This is a genomic window from Rodentibacter caecimuris (assembly GCF_001019715.1).
In the GTDB taxonomy this organism is placed as follows: Bacteria; Pseudomonadota; Gammaproteobacteria; order Enterobacterales; family Pasteurellaceae; genus Rodentibacter; species Rodentibacter caecimuris.
Map to the genome: position 1 here is coordinate 2527072 of NZ_BBXJ01000001.1, position 19531 is coordinate 2546602.

Consider the following 19531-nt stretch of genomic DNA (forward strand, 5'->3'; position numbering starts at 1 on the left):
TAGCCACAACTCGATGATGGATGTTGATGGACGAGTTATTAAAGGCAAAGAATCTTAACTCACTATTTTAGGAGAAATATTATGACATACTATCCAGCCGAACCGTTCCGTATTAAAAGTGTTGAACCCGTCTCTATTTTGCCAAAAGCAGAACGTGAAAAAGCGATGAAAGAAGCAGGATATAATACTTTCCTACTTGATTCGAAAGATGTATATATCGATCTCCTTACCGATAGCGGCACAAATGCCATGAGCGATCGTCAATGGGCAGGTATTATGTTAGGTGATGAAGCCTATGCCGGCAGTCGAAACTTCTACCATCTTCAAGAAACCGTGCAGGAATTATTTGGTTTTAAGTACATTGTACCGACCCATCAAGGACGCGGTGCGGAAAATATTCTTTCCCGTATAGCTATTAAACCCGGACAATATGTGCCCGGCAATATGTACTTTACAACCACTCGCTATCACCAAGAAGCAAACGGCGGTATTTTCTACGATATCATCCGTGATGAAGCCCATGATGCAACGCTTGATATACCATTTAAAGGAGATATTGATCTTAAAAAGCTAGAAAGTTTAATTAATGAAAAAGGGGCAGAAAACATTGCTTATGTTTGCTTAGCGGTAACAGTGAACCTTGCGGGCGGCCAACCTGTTTCCATCGCCAATATGAAAGCGGTGCGTGAATTAACCAAAAAACACGGCATTAAGGTATTTTATGATGCAACGCGCTGTGTTGAGAACGCTTATTTCATTAAAGAACAGGAAGAAGGCTACCAAGATCGCTCTATTAAATCCATTATTCATGAAATGTTCAGCTATGCCGATGGTTGTACGATGAGCGGCAAGAAAGACTGCTTAACCAATATTGGCGGTTTCTTATGTATGAATGATGAAGAATTATTTATGAAATCAAAAGAAATGGTGGTGGTCTTTGAAGGTATGCCATCTTATGGCGGCATGGCAGGGCGTGATATGGAAGCGATGGCAATCGGCTTAAAAGAAGCCGCTCAAGAGGAATATATTGAACATCGTGTGAAACAAGTCCGTTACCTTGGTGAAAAACTGAAAGCAGCCGGTGTGCCAATAGTTGAACCCATCGGTGGCCATGCCGTATTCTTGGATGCCCGCCGTTTCTGCCCACATTTGAAACAAGAAGAGGACTTTCCTGCACAAGCACTGGCGGCGGCAATTTATGTTGAATGTGGTGTGCGTACCATGGAACGCGGTATTATTTCCGCAGGCCGAGATATTAAAACCGGTGAAAATCATCATCCAAAATTGGAAACCGTGCGTATCACCATTCCTCGTCGTGTTTATACCTATGCCCATATGGATCTTGTTGCAGACGGTATTATTCACTTGTTCAAACACAAAGAAGATATTAAAGGCCTTCGTTTTGTATATGAGCCAAAACAGTTGCGTTTCTTCACAGCACGTTTTGAACAAAAATAAGTGTAATGCTCCTACTTCAGCAATGGAGTAGGCGCCTTTTATGTCCGAACTTAAAGCGAAAACATTCTAATGACATTGTTTTTTTGATGTGTTGTCAAATAAGGACGTGACTCGCCTTTCTATAAAAATAAGAAAGGAGAAAACTCATGAACAAAACACTGGGCAGTACACTCATTACTTCCGGAACTATGATTGGCGCGGGAATGCTTGCTATGCCACTCACTTCCGCAGGAATGGGATTAACCTTTACAATTATTTTACTTGGCATTTTATGGGTATTACTGACATATAGTGCATTGCTTTTTGTCGAGGTATATCAAACGGCTGAATATGATGCCGGAATAGGCACATTAGCTTCACAATATTTTGGGAAATTGGGAAGAATCGTTGCAACAAGCGTATTAATGATCTTTTTATATGCTTTATTGTCCGCTTACATTACGGGGGGAGGCGCAATTCTTTCCTCAACATTGCCTGATTTTGCAATGCCTAATCTGAAAATGAAAGTCGCTATCCTACTATTCACTATATTTTTTGGAATTTTTATCATTATTGGTACACAAATTGTCGATATATTAAATCGAATTTTGTTTGTGTTTATGCTTCTAGCATTACTCATTGTTTTAGGCTTAATGATTCCGGAAATTAAATTAGACAACCTTATGGCGATGCCAATAGATAGCACGTTGCTCATTTCAGCAAGTCCGGTTTTCTTCACTGCATTTGGTTTTCATGGTTCAATTCCATGTCTTAATAAATACCTTGAAGGAGACGTAAGAGCGCTCAGAATTTCGATTATTTTGGGTTCTGCGATGACCTTAATTGGCTATATTTTATGGCAATGTTCAACTCACGGCGTATTAAGTCAAACAAAATTCCTTGAAATACTACATCAAGATCCGACACTAAACGGGCTCATTGAAGCGGTTAGAATAATCACCGGAAGCAGCATTATTGCAGGCATAGTAAAAATCTTCTCAGCACTTGCCCTGATAACCTCTTTCTTAGGTGTCGCACTAGGTTTACTCGAATGTATTGAGGATCTACTCAAACGTGCCTGTAATATTTCAACGAATCGATTATGCCTAGGATTTTTAACTTTTCTTCCTCCTCTCCTATTCGCATTCTTCTATCCCGAAGGTTTTATTTTAGCACTGGGTTACGCAGGACAAATGTTTGCATTCTATGCGGTTGTATTACCGGCAGCATTAGTATGGAAAGCACGGAAACTGTATCCTAATCTTCCCTATCGGGTTATTGGCGGTAAGGGTATTCTAATAGCGATTTCTATTTTAGGTATGATCATTGTCAATATTCCTTTCCTCATAAAATTAGGATTTTTACCGGCAGTTGTTGGCTAACAAAAAAATTGACATTCTTACTTAGAATGTCAATGTTCTTCTTATTTTTTCTGCTTAATATTTTTTAAATACCGATAAACGCTAGGCTCTGATATTCTCAAATATTTTGCCACAAAAGGAACCGCACCTTTAATATTAAATATTCCTTTCTCAAATAAAACACGGATAGAATTTTCTTTTTGTCTTAGTGTTAAACTTTTCTCGGAGTCCAGTAACGTGAGATCTATATATTCAGACAAAATATCTTCGACTGAATTTTCAAGTTTTTCCTGACTAATTATTTCCGATTCTTCCATTTCTGCAAATGCCGAATCGATACCTAATAAATTAACAAACACCCCTAAATTTTCTAATGAGATTAGTTTGCTCATCGTATCAACAAGCTCGGATGTATCATGATTAATACACAATATTCCTTCTAGTTTATCTCCATTTTTTATAAAATAAGTTGAACCTCGAATGAGCTTATCAGAATCCCCCACGGCTTTATAATTAGAAACAAAGTCTTTATCTAAATAAACTTTATCCTGTAACATATTTAAGGCAAAAGAACTTAGCGGTGAAGAAAGCGTTCTCCCACTAACGTGATTATTTGCTATCGCTTCCATTGAAGTTTTATTTTTATCAACAGAATGAAAAACCACCTCATATTTTGGCCCAAGTACATTACCTAAAAAATGGGTTAATCCAATAAAATATTTCTTTTGTACATTATTCATAATATTGTGACTTATCCCCTTTTATTAAATTTGGGTTTATTCTTAATAAAAAGGCATATCCTAAAATATGCCTAAATAATGAAATAATTTACAACTTAACGTCTAATTTTTCATAAGCCCGTTTTACTTTTTCTAATGCTTTTTCTACCGAAATATCACGAGCCAGTACCACGCCCAAGCGGCGATGACCGTTTACTTCCGGTTTTCCAAACAAACGGATATTGGTGTGCGGTTCGGCAAGCAATTTATCAATGCCACCAAATTGAACATTCTTTGATTGCCCCTCCACCACAATAGCTTTAGAAGCCGATGGGCTAATTAAGGTTATTTCGGGAATAGGTAACCCCAAAATGGCACGAGCGTGTAAGGCAAATTCGGATAATTCTTGTGAAATTAAAGTGACCATACCGGTATCATGCGGGCGTGGTGAAACTTCATTAAAAATCACCTCATCACCACACACAAACATTTCTACTCCGAAAATGCCACGTCCACCTAATGCGCCGGTGATTTTTTCCGCAATAGCTTGTGCTTTTTGTAAAGCAATCTCTGACATTGCCTGCGGTTGCCAAGATTCGCGATAATCACCGTCCTCTTGGCGATGTCCGATTGGCGCAAGGAAACTCGTTCCATTAATATGGCGAACGGTTAATAACGTAATTTCGTAATCAAATTTAACAAAACCTTCTACAATGACACGTCCTGCTCTGGCACGCCCACCCTCCTGCGCATAGTCCCACGCTTTTTGTAGATCGTCTTTTGATTTCAAAATACTTTGACCATGGCCCGAAGAAGACATAATCGGTTTCACCACACAAGGAATGCCTATTTTTTCTACCGCACTTTGAAAATCAACAAAATTATCGACAAATTGATAAGGTGAAGTAGGCAAGCCTAATTCCTCGGAAGCCAAACGGCGAATGCCTTCCCGATTCATGGTGAGCTGCGTAGCTTTTGCCGTTGGAACGACATTAAAACCGGCTTGTTCCAATTCCACTAAAGTCGCCGTGGCAATCGCTTCCACTTCCGGCACAATATAATCAGGTTTTTCCTTTTCGACTAAAGCTTTCAGTGCATCACCGTCTAGCATAGAAATCGTATAAGCACGGTGCGCCACTTGTTGTGCCGGTGCATTTTCGTAACGATCTACCGCGATTACTTCTACACCTAAACGCTGTAATTCAATGACGACTTCTTTGCCTAACTCACCGGATCCCAACATCATCACTTTAGTTGCATTCGGGCTTAATGCGGTGCCAAGGGTTGTCATATTCTCTCCTTATTTTAGTAATGATTCGTCAAGGGTAAGATCAGAATTCTTATTCACACCAACCCCTCGAGCAATGATATTTTTGGCAATCTCGTGCGCTTCATCAAGAGAATGTTCCGTATAAGTGCCGCATTGGTAAATATTTAATTCCGGAATTGCCGTTTGATCTTTCACGTTTAAAATATCCTGCATCGCAGCCAACCACGCCTGCGCCACCTGCTGTTCGTTCGGAGTACCGATTAATGACATATAAAAACCGGTACGGCAACCCATTGGAGAAATATCAATAATTTCCACACTCTCACTATTTAAATGATCGCGCATAAAGCCGGCAAACAAATGCTCAAGGGTATGGATCCCTTTTGGCGGCAGAATTTCCTTGTTTGGAATACAGAAACGTAAATCAAAAATTGTGATGTCATCGCCCTTTGGCGTTTGCATTGTTTTGGCAATACGCACGGCCGGTGCATTCATTTTCGTGTGATCCACTTTAAAACTATCAAGTAACGGCATAAACTTTTCCTTATAAATCATTTGGTTGTAAATTTTCTTCAAGAAATTGTCAATTTTCTCAATTCCCTTTGAACTTTTCTGCAAAGCCTTAGTCTTATAGAGTAAGCAACTTGCAGTTGTTTAATAAAATTGGTTCCTTAGGTTATTCGCCCTTCACTTGCTGAAGGGCATTTTTTTGCATTTTATAATAAGAACGCCGTACTTAAAAACAATAACAGTGTATAACGTGCTAATTTACCAAGAAAAATAAATAAACAGCTTGCTGCAAAGTTTAGACGTAGCCAGCCCGCAATAGCACAAAATAAATCGCCTACAACAGGTAACCAGCTCAATAATAATGCCACCGCACCATAACGTTGAAGTTTTTCCATTATCCATAAAGTGCGGTCATTTTTGCTTTCAAATTTAGGAAACCAACATCCAATCGCATAGGTCGTAAGACTTCCCAAAGTATTTCCCAACGTGGCAATAAAAATAAGCCCCAAAACATCCGCACTTAAGAGCAGATTGAGGGTTAATTTAGGGATAGCCAATGTCATAAACACAATTTCCGAATTACCGGGCAATACCGTAGCACTTAAAAAAGCACTGGCAAACATCAACCAGAGTGCGTGATTCTGCCAGAAATCAGCCCAAAAGCTAAAGGAAAACCAATCCATCGCTAGATATCCGGCCGATAAGTCCGAATATAATATTCACGATCCTGTTCGGTAATTTCACGCACGATACGGCAAGGGTTACCAAACGCAAGCACGTTATCCGGCAGATCTTTACTGACCACACTACCCGCACCAATAACAACATTATCTCCGATAGTAACCCCTGGCAAAATCACCACATTGCCACCAACCCAAACATTATTGCCGATGGTGATCGGCCTTGCCTGTTCCCAGCCAATATTACGCAATTCCGCATCTAAAGGATGTCCCACCGTATAAAGGCTAACATTGGGTGCGAACATCACATCGTCACCAATGGTAATTCCGCCATTATCTAACATCACACAATGGTAATTCGCAAAAAAATTTTTTCCGACTTTAATATTTATCCCGTAATCACAATGAAAAGGTTCATTAATGGAGGTAGTTTCATCGGCCTGACCAAACAACTTTCTAATCAAGTTATTTTGCATTTCCTCATCATTTGGTGAAGTGCGGTTAAACTCAAACAAAATTTCCCTTGCACGTTGGCGCATCACCGTTAATTCGGATTTCATCGGCAAGTGAGCCAAACCCGCCATCATTTTTTCATATTCCGTCATTATTTATGCCTTAATGATTTGGTGAGAACGCACATCAAATACGTCCATTCCTGCGCTAAGCCCTGCCTGAATGCCTAAATCCGCATCCTCAAATACAATGCAGTTTATCGGATTCACCCCGGTTAATTCCGCACAACGTAAAAACGTTTCCGGATGCGGTTTGTGTTCTTTTACATCGTCGGCACTGACAATCGCATTAAAATAAGGCGCAATGGCAAGTTTATTCATTAACATATCGATCAAATGGCGGTGAGAACCGGAACCAAGCGAAATCGGTTTTTTCCGATAATAGTGTCGAACAACCTCAAAGGTAGGAAGCAATTTGGATTCAGTTGGGATAAGCTGATAGGAAAGCGCCCGTTTCGCCTCAATCACCTCATCAAGATGGCGTTGTGGCATACCGGCTTTTTCCATAATCGCCAAGGCAATGGTTCGCACCGTAGCACCGCCTAGCTGATACATAATTTGGCTGTCAAAATCATAGCCGAATTGCTCACCCACCATTCCCCAAGCACGAGCATGTACCGGCATTGTGTCAATCAATGTGCCATCCATATCAAAAATCAACCCTTCATAGCGGTCGAAAAGTGCATTGTCTATCATCTTTATTTCTTAATTCCTTACGAGATTTATGATTTGTTACAGATTTGTGATCTCTGCACTGTTTTCTTTATATAAAGTGCGGTAGATTATGAAAGTGATTTTAGTGGAACGGGAGAAAAAATGCGACTGCTTGATCAGCTTGAGCGTTGGAAATTACGTGGGCAAATTAATCAACCGATTATTGACATCGTACTTCAACTACATGATCGCCTCAAAAACCACTGGCAAGCGGACGTGAACACGGCATTAGTCAATATGTTGTTGTTCCATATCGCCTGTAGCTTAGGTCGTATAGAACGCGGCGGCTGTGTTTCTCCACTCTATCAGGACATATTTGAAGAAATCCAGCGTGCAACTATTTTGCCTCAGGTTTTGGCGATTCATGAGGACCTCCTCTCTTTCATACCTTTTGAGATTCCTCATGCAGAACAAACTTATTTTTTAGCAAATATTTATTCGTTGCTACTGGAGCAAGAACAAATTTACCAAACGCCAACCACTACTCCCACCGATTAATTAAATACCAATCCTAATCCCAATTCTTTCAATCCGTTACTTTCTTGTCTAAGCTCATTCCAAATCAATGGGTTGCGATCCAGATAACCCGGTTCAAATCCCAATATCCAATCCTTAAAAGTGCGGTTGGTTTTGAGGGTGATTTTTTGTGTTTTTTCTGTGGCTTGACGTGATTTATTTAAGATTACGGCAAGGCGCAACAATCGGATTAACGCCACCACGTCCTGTTCATCATAGCGGGAAAATTTCACCAAATCCGCCATTTTTAATATGCCGAGATGCAGACGAACAAGCAATACAAGTAAGCGTTGTTGCTCACGATCAAATCCCGGTAATTTCATATTTTGCAGAATATAGGCAGAATGTTTTTGCATACCTTTATGATTAATCACAATACCGACCTCGTGTAAGCGTGCCGACCAAAGCAACAAATCCCGCATTTCCTCTGCCAGTTCCAGCTTGACCCATCCGGTATATTGATGCGCCAATAAATTTGCACTACCGGCTGTACGGTGTGCTTGATCCGAATCAATATCAAATTGTTCCGTTAATCCCCATGCGGTACGCGCGCGAATATCCGCTACTTGGAAATTTTTCTCAAGATTATACATCACCCCTTCACGCAATGCACCGTCAGAATAACGCATCTGCTCAATATGGAATACATCAAATATTGCATTTAAAATAGCCAATCCCGGTACAAATACATCCACCCGCTCCGGATTCAACCCAACAATATTGAGTTCATTAAAATGTTTCGCACGCAAAGTTTGTTCGATTAAATCCTCTAAACGTGCTTTCGTAATAATCCCGTTTGGTTCAAAGGTGGTTGCAATGACTTGATGTACCGCTTTTATTGTACCGGACGAACCCAATACGGATTGCCAACCGAGATTGCGGTATTCCCAGCCTAAATCTTCAATTTTATTCGTTGCATTTTGATAAGCTTTTTCAAAATTTTCTTTGGAAATTTCGCCGTTTTTGAAATATTTTGAAGCAAAGCTGACACAACCCATATGACGACTTTCTGCTACAATCGGAGTAAAATCATCTCCAATGATCATTTCGGTCGAACCGCCGCCAATATCAATCACCAATTTTCTGCCTCTTTCCGGCTGGGTATGGCACACACCGGCATAAATAGTTTTAGCTTCGGCTTGCCCACTGATAATATTGATCGGATAAGGAAATACTTTCGCAGCCTGACGTAAAAATTCATCGTTATTGACCGCTCTTCGTAACGTGTAAGTGCCTACTACACACACATTTTCCGAGGCAAAACCTTGCAAACGTTCGGCAAAGAGCGCCAAACAATCGACACCGCGGGTAATCGCCTCTTGATTTAACACGCCGTTTTCATCTAACCCTTCTGCTAATTTTACTTTTTGTTTTAAACGTGACAGCACCTGAATCGAGCCGTTCATAATGCGTGCCACAATCATATGAAAACTGTTTGAACCGAGATCAATCGCCGCAATTTCCCGCACATTAACACGGGGATAAGGCTGTGTATCTTGTTCAGTCTGTATTTTGTTACTCATAAAAATGATTCCTAAAATTCAAATTGATAAAGTAAATCGAAAACTTGGTTTGTGCCGGAAACCGATTGAAAATAAAGTTGTGGCAGTAAACGATAGCGTAGGGTAACTTCGGCTAAACCATCAAACAAACCGACCCCATATTTTACCTGTAAGCGTTTACCGATATTACCGCTTACTTGTACTTTAGAGCTATCACCCACTCCGGCAGTACCTAAGTTCAAATCTTGAATCCCAAAGGCTTCGCCAATTCCCCCCACAAGTTTGCCGCTCTTCGCCAAGCCCATACCAAGCAATGCAGCGCCCACAGAGCCACCGCTTCCGGCTTGTCCGCTGTCTTCCAAAGAACGCCCGGTTAATAAGTAGGAAAGCGCCTGATCTTGTGGTTTACTCGGGTTTGAGAATATCGTCACTTCCGGATTGCTTGCTACCCCCACCACTTTTACACCGGCGGTAATATTGCTATCCTCCATGGCTTCCGGATTACGGATTGCCTCAATATTTAACATAGGTTGTGAAGGTAAACCCGCGAAATTAATTTGCCCTTTGCGAATAAGCAAATCTTGTCCAAAAGAAGCGTAACGCCCATTTTTCAAATCTATTTGACCGTACAATCCCAGCCGCCCCTTTTCCTGTTTCACGGAAAGCAAGCCTTCCAAATTGGATTTGAAACCATAGGCATCAAAATGGACATCGTTGCCGATTTTGATTTTCAGATCAGAACGAATTTCCATACCCGACTTGGTGGTTGAAGCAAATTCACGGTTAATTAATTCTTCTTTACTCTTGCGCGGCCCGTTTAAAATGACTTCATCTTCGCTCACCGGCTCCGCATTATCCGGCAAGGTATCTACTTTAATTCTCGCCCATGGAATATCCACATTACCCGATAATTCCAATAATTTCGGTGTAGCCTTTGCCAATACATTGGTAGAAAGGCGAAGTTTACCCATAGAAGGCAAATCGAGCTTAAAATTCTCCGTTTCTGCCCGCACTTCCGTATTCCAATTGGCTAAATTTTCCCAATTTGCACGCCCCGTCATAGTTAAACGTCCTTCCGGCGTTTGTACATTACCTTGCAGCGTTGAGCTAGTGCCGTTAAAACGAATGGCGATATCACCTTTTGTTACTTCAAAAGGTAACATTTTCAGCTTGGTTGCCACATTCCGAACATCAAAATAACCGTTCAATAACGGTTTTTCAAGATTTCCCGCTAACGTCAGTGTTGAAACAATTTCACCGTTGATGCTTTCGCCATTGCTGAATAGTTGGTTTACTAATGCTAAATTCAAGCGTTCAATATTGAGCGTTCCGCCAAGATGACGCGCCCCGCTTAAATCATTCAATTTTAAATTGGTATGAATACGGCCTTGATTTTGTACATTAATGTCGGATTTTAAGGTCAAATTATTATTTTGAATATCCGCATTAAGTGACAATTTAGGCACATTCAATTTAAAAGTGCGATAATCCAACTTTTGCGTAATACCCAAGTTATCACCGTTTAATGCAACATTTAAAACGAACGGCTTATCGGCAAACCAGGCGACTTTTCCCTCGCTGCGAAGCTGACCCTTTAAGCTGTCTTGTTGAGTCAGTTTATTCACCAATTCCAAGTTAATACGTTTTATATTAAATGGAATTTCACCATTTGCGCCAGCAGTAAAGGTCTGCGGAAAACATAAATCCACATCCGTATTTGTCCAACAGTGCGCCCCAACCGAGACTTGGGCTTTTTTATTGTTATAAGTAATCGGAATAGACTGATTCGACTTAACTTCACCAATCGGCGTATCAATTTTTACCTGACTTAAACTCCCTTGCCATTGCTGCGAAGTGCGGTCAAAATTTCCGGAGAGTTGTAAATTCGCCGCAGCGGGTTCCCCCTGAGACGCTAAAACCAATTTGTGATTTTTTTCATCGCCGGAAAACATTAAATCGACCGAGCGCATTGCCACCGCATCGCCATAGCGAATATTACCGCCTTTCACCGTCAAATCCCCTTTCAGTAGCGGAGAACTCGAAATATTGCCCCTAATCGCCGCATTGGCAATATTTAGGGTTTGCCAGTGGAGGTTTTGCGTCTTGAGATCAATCGCCACATTCGGTTCACTCAATCTACCTTTTATTGCAGCGTTCCCAACTACAGAACCCGCCAAATCACCATACAATCCCTGTAAATTCGGCGCATTAATCTCCAAGACTAAATCCGATTGCTCACTTAGCGAACCTTTAGCGTGAAGCCGATTATCGCCATAATTTAGCAAGAGATGAGGGGTATTGAGTAATACTTTATCATTTAAGATCAGGTTACCTTTCAAACTTAACGGACGGTTAGAAAGTGTACCGTTTAAATCCAACGTAGGGATATCCACGTGCCAACCGGCACTCCCCGCAGAACCCGATGTTGCCAATGAACCGGATAACACCGCCGGCATTGTGGGAACGTAAGGGCGGATATTCATTTTATTTAGATCCGTATCCACCTTCCATTTCACGCCCTGTTTCCAATTTGCCGATCCGCTCAATTTCGCTGAACCGCCAAGCGCAGCTAGATCTAATTGATTGATGTTTACCTCGTATAATTTGCCTTCGGCATCAAGGGTTAAACGGGTCGGCGGAATATGTCCCATTCCTTCCATTTTTCCCTCAAGTTCCGCACGATAATTCAGTAAATCACCGTTTAATTTTAATGCTACATCATTCCACTTAAGTGGCGACAGTCCTTCTGCAAAAGCATATTGCCCATTGGAGACTTTTAGGTTGAAATTCAATGGCATTTTGTCTTCAGCCAATTTTACTTCACCCTTTAATTCCGCATTTACTACGCCTTTTGTATTAAGAGAAAGTGCGGTCGTTTTTTTCAACGATCCGGAAAGCAAAAATTGCACATCACTTTTAGGTAGGATTTCTTTTCCTTTGGATTGAATAGCCTTCAATTCGGAAGTGAGGGTCAAATTCACAGGAAAATCGCCATTAAGTTGTAATGAACCCTGTGAATTAACATTGCCTAACGAACTTTCTAAAGCAAATTTCTTCAGTTCAACATGATGCCCCGTAGCATCAGCCTGCAAGATGAGGGAAGGCAGGGTAATGCGTTGCAATTCTTCCGCTTGTTCGTTTTGAGAGAGATACAGCCAATCTTTCGCCACAAGGCTTGGAATATGAATATCAAAGGGTAAATTTACTTCATTTAAATTGCCTAAAAATGCGGGTGTCAGATTTTGCTCAATCCGATCCCAATCCACCGGTGGATTATTTTTCGGTTCAGCCGTTTTTTCCGTTTGATTGAATTGAATACTTTTAACATTAAGCGTATCAAGTTCAGTCGGTGCTAAGGTCAAACCCGATTTATTATTTAAACCGACCGCACTTTGAAAACGATCGAGGGCAATATGGGTTTGATCAAGTTGAAGATGAAGGGCTTCTACCGTTATATTTTTCACATCAAGACTGATCGGCAAATTCAATTTTTCCAGCTTGCTATTTTCAGTCTGCCGAGGGGCTGAGGGCGGTAATTTTGATGTGTCGATTAAAATATTAGGGGATTTGACAGAAATATCTTCCACACAAATTTTGCGAGAAAGTAAGCAACTAAAGTCGAGTTGTAGGCGAGCTTGGGTAATTTGGCTATCGATACCTGCCGTTTGATAACGCACGTTTTGCAAAATCAACCCTTGTTGAAGCCCCCCCTCAATATGTTCGATTGAAAGATCATCAAGCAGTTTATCCGCCAGTTGGATAAGGCTCCGTTGCCCGGCTGCAAAAGAAAGCATTCCCACAAGGGCAAAAACAGGTACAAAAATGACTGCACTTCCCAAACAAATGGCTTTACGTAAACAACCTTTTTTCTTTTTTGACATCGTTTTAGGGGGTGTTTCTTCCGTTTGTTTTATTTCTTGTTCCGACATAATTTAACCTAAATTTCTGTGCCTAAGCCAATATAGAATTGAATATTTTTACTGTTGTCTTTGTCACGAATCGGCGTCGCAATATCAAATTTGATTGCCCCCACCGGCGATGCCCAACGCACGCCCACACCGGCACCATAGCGTAATGCTTCATTACTAAAATTATTTGCCGCAAGTCCTGTATCTACAAAAGTTGCCCCCCACCAAGCAGGATAAACTTGATATTGATACTCAAAGGATCCGGCGAGCAAACGGGAGCCACCCACGAGTTTGTTATTATGATCTTTCGGTGAGATTTTTTTATAGCCGTAACCCCGCACGCTCCGATCTCCTCCGGCAAAAAAACGTAATGTTGGCGGGATCTTATTAATATCTTTGGTATGTAAATAACCTATTTCGGCACGAGTAATAATACGGTGATTTTCCGCATAAGTGCGAATCCAACCCGTTGAGGCTTGCACTTTATAAAAGCTCACATCGGAAAGTAGCCCTTTGTAGGCCACATCAACGGTAATTTTCTGCGAATCACCCCAAGTCGGAAATATTCCGCCACGTAAACGGGTACGATTAAATCCGCCGGTCGGATAAACTAAAAGGGTTTTATCATCAATATCCGCTTGAGTAAATTTATCATAACGGGCACGCACACCGGCAAAATATTGCCAACCTTCGTTATTATTCCAATAACGCAACCCAGCCAAGGTGATAGCCGTGGTTTTAGTATCATTTTTATCCTCATTTTCCAAACCGCCGGAAAATTCGTAATAATAATTTAATGGATTTTTTAACAGCGGAATTTTGTAAGATGCCTCAAGGGTTTGCTTCGGAGAAGAAACATAAAGATTGGTTCTAAAGCTATGCCCACGATTATTAATCCAAGGTTTTGTCCAACCGATTTGTAAATGCGGCCCGGTGTCCGTAGCAAACCCTACACCAAGTTCCACGGCATTTTTTTTACGCGGATTCAACAATACTTCCAAATTCACCACTTTATTTTGTTCATCCACATGCGGTTGTAACAAAACGGAACCGAACCAACCGGTAGAAGAAAAATCATTGGTTAATCCGGAAAGTTGGGTTAATAAATAAGGATCGCCGCGTTGGATCTTTAACATATTCTGTAAATAATCGTCACGAATCTGTGAACGACTAAATTTAATCTCGCCATAATGATAGCGTACACCGCTGTCGAACAGCATTCGCCACCAAGCTTGATGGGTTTCGGGGCTGATTTCTAAACGGGAAACGGTAAATTTTCCATCTAAATAACCACGCGCAAGGGCAAGGGTAGAAATACTACTTTTATAATCATCATATTTTTGATGTTCGACCAATTCTCCCTCTTTGGGTAAATTTTTACGTAATGCCTGAAAATTTTCATCCTGCGCCGCTTCCCCTTCTATCTTAACATCCGTACCTGCAATTCTGCTTGGTTCTCCCGGTTTGACATGAGCGATCAATAAATCATGTCCGCTTTTACGCTTTTTTAATTCAAAGGAGACAGAAGAGTCGTAATAACCAAACACTCGCAAACCTTTATCAACGGCTTCCGTAACAAGTTGTTTATAACGGTCAGAACCATCCATTTCTTCTTTATTGATCAACTCAACATTGAGTTTTGTATTGCGAATTGCTCGTTCACCCCGAATACCCCGAATTTCGATATCTACGGTTTGTTCCGCAAATACAGAGAAGGCCGGAAAACACAATAAAAGTGCGGTCAATTTGAGAAGATGTTTTTTCATTTTTAATTCACTAAATATTATAAAAATAAGAATTAACCGCGTTAGTTTACCTTAAAGTGAAAGGGTTTGACGATTTTTTACAAAAAATTTAATTACTTAAATAAGAGATAAAAAATGCGGTTAGAATCAACCGCACTTTTCTTTTAGTTACCGAAAAACCGCACTTCCTGCACAATGCGCTTGGCGGTAGCAATAGGTAATTGTCCAATAAAGGTGATTTCTTTGTCGCCGACCACCTCGCTATACAGGGTATATTCGCCTTGTTTCCACACTTGATCGGGATTTAATTGTTGCCCTTCTGCCTTGGTGACATATAACGTGAAAGTAAACAAGCCATCACTAAATAAACTGCTGTCAATCGTTTCTCCGTCAAATAAATCCTGACTGTGGCGAAGACTTTCAAACCCTTTCGGCAACCAGCTTGGTTTCCAGTTTAGAGAAGAAACTGCATTTTGTGTTTCATTTAATAACGGTGGCATGGAAACTTTATTTAAATACTCAGTTAATCCTTTTAAGCGATCATCAATATAAAGAGTGACTACACGGAACTGATTAAGCAATTTACCATCTCTATCAAGCATATCGCCACGCAATAATAAGCCGTTTTCTTCATCGACAAAAACCAAATATTGGTAGCGAAAATCATCTTTCGGCACAATACGGACAGTATCGACAAAACGTCCGGCAACGCGGCTTTTCCCTAAGGGGATAAAATCATAGTTTTCCGCTAATTTATTAAAATTACTACGAATCACTGCCGGTAAAGCATCAACAATGCTTCCGCTGTTCAATGTAAAAGCCCGTGAATCCAATTGGAAATAGCTCACTAAATTATCACGCTGAATTATTTCTTTCTGATCGCCGTCCAATGTGACAAGCTGTGCGTAAATTTTGTTATCCCGTTTGATATGTCGATAACGGAAAGAATCCATATTAGAAGGCGACGTTTGCACAAAGGCAATTTCGTAATTGAGATTATTCACCGCATTCGCCATTTTTTCCAACGTTTTCTTTGCTGAAAGTTCTCCTGCAGAAACAGAAAAGCTAAACAAAGCTATAAGCAAAAGTGCGGTTAATTTGAAGGCGTTTTTTTTCATAAATTCTTAACAATTCATAAAAAAATTCACCATGCCATCGTGAGATTGGTGGTGAATTTATTTATTTTATTTAATAATTATTTTACTTGATGAGTACCGATATTCAAGGTATCGGCATGCATACGACGCTGTAATTCATAGTTTTGTAACATTGCGCCGATACGCCGATTTTTTTGTTCCATTTGATCAGCTGTTGCCACATCTTTAGTCGGCGCATTATAGCTGACTTCTTGGACTGCATTATTAAACGGCAATGTTTGTAAAACCGGAGTTTCCGGCGCATTATTTACGTCATTTTTTGCATTAAATGACTGCACGCCAAGCACGGCGACTAAACATACGCCGGCTGCGACAGCAATTTGAGCCATTGGCGCAAAGAAAGACTTAAATTTACGCATAAACGGCAAACGTTGTGTTTCTTCAGGTGTTGGCTGAGATTGTGTGATTTCAACTCTTTCGATTTCTTCATGTTCAATTAAATCGGCCATTTTTGCGGTAAAATCAGCCCCTAAAATAACCGCACTTTCTTTACGCATGACTGCACGAGCCACATGATACGTTGCCCAAGACTGGCGTAAAGATTCATTTTTACACAATTCCTCTGTGAATGCTGCATCCACTTGCTCGCCATCCATATAGGCTGAAAGTAACTCTTTTTGCATTTTAAACTCCGACTTCATTAACGTTGCATAAGCGGTTGTATTTTGTTTTCGATAATTTCACGCGCACGGAAAATTCGAGAACGCACAGTGCCTACGGGACAGTTCATAATTTCTGCGATATCTTCATAGCTTAATCCTTCTAATTCACGAAGGGTAATCGCACTCTTTAAATCTTCCGGCATACCGTTAATCGTATCAAATACGATTTTTTCCAGTTCGTCGGATAACATTTCATTTTCCGGCGTATCCACATCACGAAGATGAGTTCCCACATCATAGTTTTCGGCATCATCTGCTAAAATATCTTCGCTTGGAGGGCGACGCCCCTGTGCCGTTAAATAATTTTTCGCCGTATTAACGGCAATTCTGTATAGCCAAGTGTAGAACGCGCTATCTCCCCGAAAAGATTCAATGGAACGATAGGCTTTTATAAAGGATTCCTGCACAACATCAGGAATATCATTACGCGAAACATAGCGGGTAAGTAATCCGGCTACTTTATTTTGATAACGCGAAACTAATAAATTAAAGGCTTTTTTATCGCCTTGTTGTACCCTTTCTACCAAAGCTTGATCGGTTAGCTGTTCAGCCATATTTCTCCTAATGCTATGCCTAACACGCCTTAATACTCAAGACATCAAGCTCTCACTTGCTTTATCTGACATAAGCGAGTTTAAAAAGTTCAAAGGTTAAAAAAATAAATTTAGGTGGTGGGTATTTTTTGTATGGTTTGAATATATTCCACCATATTTTGGAGTTCAATATCCTCAGATTTGCCACGGTTAAAAAACCAAGAGAAAAGCTGTAAATCGGTAGAGGCAAGCAATCGAATAAAAATATCTTTTTGCTTATCCGAGAGTTGATCAAAATGATGTTTGTAGAACGGCATAATGATTTTATCAAGTTCCAGCATTCCCCGACGGCAATCCCATTCAATGCGAAGTTTGTTATATTTTTCCATATTCCCCTCTGTCTATAAAAGTGCGGTCAATTTTTTCAAAGATTTTTAGTTTATTTGTAGGGACACACTGCGTGTGTCCGTTTGTAACATATTGAAATAATTTTATTTTTAAAGGACACTCGCAGTGTATCCTTACGTTTTTCATTTTGTACATTTGCTATATAGTGCTAAAAAAACCCAAAAAAACCAAGCGCACTTTAGCTAGATTATTCCGTTGCTGATTTCGGTTTAATCACCGCATAAATCACACCGGTTACCAAAGCCCCCGCGGCAATGGCGGCTAAATAACGCATGGGTTCGGAGACGAACGGAATCACAAATAAACCGCCATGCGGCGCTTGTAATGTAATGTCTGAAGCCATTGAAATCGCACCGGCTGTTGCCCCTCCGACAACAGAACTGATAATCACACGAATCGGATCCGCTGCCACAAACGGCAATGCGCCTTCTGAAATAAAACATAATCCTAATACAAAAGAGGCTTTTCCGGCATCCCGTTGGTTGGCGGTAAATTTATTGCGAGCAATCCAAGTAGCAATCGCCATACCGATTGGCGGCACCATACCTGCTGCCATAATAGCTGCCATCGGAGTATAAACTTGTGATGCAATAAGCCCCGTACCGAAAGTATAAGCGGCTTTATTAATTGGTCCGCCCATATCAACGCACATCATTGCCCCGACAACAGCACCAAGAATTAAAGCATTAGCTTGCCCCATAGAATTTAACCATTCAACTAAGTTATCCATAATAACTTTAATTGGCGGGATAAAAATATAAAGCATTAATAAACTAACTATTCCAGTTCCCAGTAAAGGTAAAATTAAAATTGGCTTTAATGATAAAAAACTTGCTGGTAACTTAATAGTAGTATTTAAAAGTTTGACAATATAACCTGATAAGAAACCTGCTAAAATACCGCCTAAAATACCTGCGCCACCTAAATTAGTGAGATTACCATCAACAAGACCTAATTCACCTTTGTATGCAAGCATACCACTTACAAAACCAACAACTAAACCCGGTCTATCCGCGATAGAATAAGCAACATAACCAGCAAAAGCAGCTATCATCAATCCAAACGCTGTATCACCAATATATTTAATATCAAAAGCTAATGTTCCTAAATTTTCCTTATCTCCCGCATAAATACCACCTAATGCAAAAGCAATAGCAATTAATAATCCACCAGCAACAACGAAAGGCAACATATGGGATACGCCTGTCATCAAATGTTTGTAAATACCTTTTTTCTCACCTTTTTCCTCGGAGTTTGCCGCTTTGGCGCTACCGCCCTCAAACACTTTGGCTTCTTTAAAGGCTTTATCAAATTCTTGTGCCGTTTTCTTTAATGCTAAACCGGTGGAAGTACGATACATAGGTTTGCCTTTAAATTTGTCTAACGGCACATCAATATCCGCCGCCACAAAAACAAGATCGGCAGCCGCAACTTCTTCCGGCGTAATTTCATTACCCGCACCCACCTGACCGCGGGTTTCCACTTTTACATTCCAACCCTGTTTTTTCGCATAAGCTTCGATAGCCTCTGCAGACATAAAAGTATGCGCCACGCCCGTTGGACAGGCGGTAACGGCAACAATATTTTTTACCTTGGAAACACCGTTAAAACTAACCGCACTTTCCGGTGCAACATAATCCACCGCTTGAGTTTGTGCATTTGTAAGGGTTACTTCCGGTGCATTCATTGCACTTTCTTCGCTCACCAGTAAGACTTTTTTGCCTACCAAGGCAGAATTATTTGGCAATGTTGCCCCCACAACGAGAGCAATATCCGCCTCAGCAAGGTTTTCTGTTAGCGATATATCGGCTTTCTGTGCCGCTGCACGAAATACCTCACGCAACAAATAGGCTTTTGCGCTACCTACATTATCTGATTGGGTTAAAAATAACTTCAT

Annotated in this window: 17 protein-coding genes; 3 read left to right on the forward strand and 14 right to left on the reverse strand. The window is 40.7% G+C overall.

Annotated elements, in window-relative coordinates; translation table 11 throughout:
* Nucleotides 1-81: 81 nt before the first annotated feature.
* Together PNEUHYL_RS12370 and PNEUHYL_RS12375 are read left to right on the forward strand one after the other, a co-directional pair.
* Nucleotides 82-1458: a tyrosine phenol-lyase gene (locus tag PNEUHYL_RS12370; protein WP_059368660.1), complete on the forward strand. Its 1377-nt coding sequence runs from the start codon at nt 82-84 to the stop codon at nt 1456-1458.
* 146 nt (nt 1459-1604) lie between these two features.
* The gene (locus PNEUHYL_RS12375) at nt 1605-2819 is read left to right on the forward strand and encodes an aromatic amino acid transporter (RefSeq protein ID WP_059368661.1); all 1215 of its coding nucleotides are present in this window, start codon (nt 1605-1607) and stop codon (nt 2817-2819) included.
* 41 nt (nt 2820-2860) lie between these two features.
* Here PNEUHYL_RS12375 and PNEUHYL_RS12380 read toward each other — a convergent pair whose 3' ends face one another.
* From PNEUHYL_RS12380 to PNEUHYL_RS12405, 6 genes are all read right to left on the reverse strand, one after another.
* Nucleotides 2861-3538, reverse strand: a complete 678-nt coding sequence (locus tag PNEUHYL_RS12380) for a helix-turn-helix transcriptional regulator (protein ID WP_059368662.1) — start codon at nt 3536-3538, stop codon at nt 2861-2863.
* Between the two features lie 88 nt (nt 3539-3626).
* Nucleotides 3627-4808, reverse strand: a complete 1182-nt coding sequence (gene purT, locus PNEUHYL_RS12385; protein ID WP_059368663.1) for a formate-dependent phosphoribosylglycinamide formyltransferase — start codon at nt 4806-4808, stop codon at nt 3627-3629.
* A 9-nt stretch (nt 4809-4817) separates the two neighbouring features.
* Nucleotides 4818-5321 (reverse strand): S-ribosylhomocysteine lyase, encoded by a 504-nt coding sequence (luxS, locus tag PNEUHYL_RS12390; RefSeq protein ID WP_059368664.1) that lies wholly within the window; start codon nt 5319-5321, stop codon nt 4818-4820.
* 182 nt (nt 5322-5503) lie between these two features.
* The gene (locus PNEUHYL_RS12395) at nt 5504-5980 is read right to left on the reverse strand and encodes a YqaA family protein (RefSeq protein WP_059368665.1); all 477 of its coding nucleotides are present in this window, start codon (nt 5978-5980) and stop codon (nt 5504-5506) included.
* Nucleotides 5981-5982: 2 nt separating this feature from the next.
* Nucleotides 5983-6585: a sugar O-acetyltransferase gene (locus tag PNEUHYL_RS12400; protein ID WP_059368666.1), complete on the reverse strand. Its 603-nt coding sequence runs from the start codon at nt 6583-6585 to the stop codon at nt 5983-5985.
* Entirely contained in the window at nt 6586-7185 is a 600-nt protein-coding gene (locus tag PNEUHYL_RS12405) for a beta-phosphoglucomutase family hydrolase (RefSeq protein ID WP_059368667.1), read from the reverse strand.
* 120 nt (nt 7186-7305) lie between these two features.
* Between PNEUHYL_RS12405 and PNEUHYL_RS12410 the strand changes: the two genes are divergently transcribed.
* Nucleotides 7306-7701 (forward strand): PRD domain-containing protein, encoded by a 396-nt coding sequence (locus tag PNEUHYL_RS12410; RefSeq protein WP_059368668.1) that lies wholly within the window; start codon nt 7306-7308, stop codon nt 7699-7701.
* Here PNEUHYL_RS12410 and ppx read toward each other — a convergent pair.
* From ppx to PNEUHYL_RS12450, 8 genes are all read right to left on the reverse strand, one after another.
* Nucleotides 7698-9242 (reverse strand): exopolyphosphatase, encoded by a 1545-nt coding sequence (ppx, locus tag PNEUHYL_RS12415; protein ID WP_059368669.1) that lies wholly within the window; start codon nt 9240-9242, stop codon nt 7698-7700. The genes PNEUHYL_RS12410 and ppx overlap by 4 nt on opposite strands.
* Before the next feature lie 11 nt (nt 9243-9253).
* Complete coding sequence (gene tamB / locus PNEUHYL_RS12420; protein WP_059368670.1) at nt 9254-13150, reverse strand: autotransporter assembly complex protein TamB; 3897 nt, start codon at nt 13148-13150, stop codon at nt 9254-9256.
* 8 nt (nt 13151-13158) lie between these two features.
* On the reverse strand, nt 13159-14895 hold the full coding sequence (gene tamA / locus PNEUHYL_RS12425; RefSeq protein ID WP_059368671.1) for an autotransporter assembly complex protein TamA: 1737 nt from the start codon (nt 14893-14895) through the stop codon (nt 13159-13161).
* A gap of 143 nt (nt 14896-15038) precedes the next feature.
* The gene (gene rseB, locus PNEUHYL_RS12430) at nt 15039-15992 is read right to left on the reverse strand and encodes a sigma-E factor regulatory protein RseB (RefSeq protein WP_059368672.1); all 954 of its coding nucleotides are present in this window, start codon (nt 15990-15992) and stop codon (nt 15039-15041) included.
* 77 nt (nt 15993-16069) lie between these two features.
* Nucleotides 16070-16654, reverse strand: coding sequence for a sigma-E factor negative regulatory protein (locus PNEUHYL_RS12435; RefSeq protein WP_059368673.1), 585 nt, complete (start codon nt 16652-16654; stop codon nt 16070-16072).
* A 17-nt stretch (nt 16655-16671) separates the two neighbouring features.
* Complete coding sequence (rpoE, locus tag PNEUHYL_RS12440) at nt 16672-17247, reverse strand: RNA polymerase sigma factor RpoE (RefSeq protein WP_059368674.1); 576 nt, start codon at nt 17245-17247, stop codon at nt 16672-16674.
* Between the two features lie 110 nt (nt 17248-17357).
* Nucleotides 17358-17615 (reverse strand): FAD assembly factor SdhE, encoded by a 258-nt coding sequence (locus tag PNEUHYL_RS12445; RefSeq protein WP_059368675.1) that lies wholly within the window; start codon nt 17613-17615, stop codon nt 17358-17360.
* A 206-nt stretch (nt 17616-17821) separates the two neighbouring features.
* A complete protein-coding gene (locus PNEUHYL_RS12450) occupies nt 17822-19531 on the reverse strand; it encodes a fructose-specific PTS transporter subunit EIIC (protein WP_059368676.1) in 1710 nt (569 codons plus the stop codon).

Excerpts from the sequence above, each read along its gene's own strand:
- PNEUHYL_RS12445 (WP_059368675.1), bottom strand. The coding sequence starts at position 17,615 with ATGGAAAAATATAACAAACTTCGCATTGAATGGGATTGCCGTCGGGGA.
- PNEUHYL_RS12405 (WP_059368667.1), bottom strand. The coding sequence starts at position 7,185 with ATGATAGACAATGCACTTTTCGACCGCTATGAAGGGTTGATTTTTGAT.
- purT (WP_059368663.1), bottom strand. The coding sequence starts at position 4,808 with ATGACAACCCTTGGCACCGCATTAAGCCCGAATGCAACTAAAGTGATG.
- ppx (WP_059368669.1), bottom strand. The coding sequence starts at position 9,242 with ATGAGTAACAAAATACAGACTGAACAAGATACACAGCCTTATCCCCGT.
- rpoE (WP_059368674.1), bottom strand. The coding sequence starts at position 17,247 with ATGGCTGAACAGCTAACCGATCAAGCTTTGGTAGAAAGGGTACAACAA.
- PNEUHYL_RS12375 (WP_059368661.1), top strand. The coding sequence starts at position 1,605 with ATGAACAAAACACTGGGCAGTACACTCATTACTTCCGGAACTATGATT.
- PNEUHYL_RS12370 (WP_059368660.1), top strand. The coding sequence starts at position 82 with ATGACATACTATCCAGCCGAACCGTTCCGTATTAAAAGTGTTGAACCC.
- luxS (WP_059368664.1), bottom strand. The coding sequence starts at position 5,321 with ATGCCGTTACTTGATAGTTTTAAAGTGGATCACACGAAAATGAATGCA.
- tamA (WP_059368671.1), bottom strand. The coding sequence starts at position 14,895 with ATGAAAAAACATCTTCTCAAATTGACCGCACTTTTATTGTGTTTTCCG.
- PNEUHYL_RS12450 (WP_059368676.1), bottom strand. The coding sequence starts at position 19,531 with ATGAAGTTATTTTTAACCCAATCAGATAATGTAGGTAGCGCAAAAGCC.
- tamB (WP_059368670.1), bottom strand. The coding sequence starts at position 13,150 with ATGTCGGAACAAGAAATAAAACAAACGGAAGAAACACCCCCTAAAACG.
- PNEUHYL_RS12435 (WP_059368673.1), bottom strand. The coding sequence starts at position 16,654 with ATGCAAAAAGAGTTACTTTCAGCCTATATGGATGGCGAGCAAGTGGAT.
- rseB (WP_059368672.1), bottom strand. The coding sequence starts at position 15,992 with ATGAAAAAAAACGCCTTCAAATTAACCGCACTTTTGCTTATAGCTTTG.
- PNEUHYL_RS12395 (WP_059368665.1), bottom strand. The coding sequence starts at position 5,980 with ATGGATTGGTTTTCCTTTAGCTTTTGGGCTGATTTCTGGCAGAATCAC.
- PNEUHYL_RS12410 (WP_059368668.1), top strand. The coding sequence starts at position 7,306 with ATGCGACTGCTTGATCAGCTTGAGCGTTGGAAATTACGTGGGCAAATT.
- PNEUHYL_RS12380 (WP_059368662.1), bottom strand. The coding sequence starts at position 3,538 with ATGAATAATGTACAAAAGAAATATTTTATTGGATTAACCCATTTTTTA.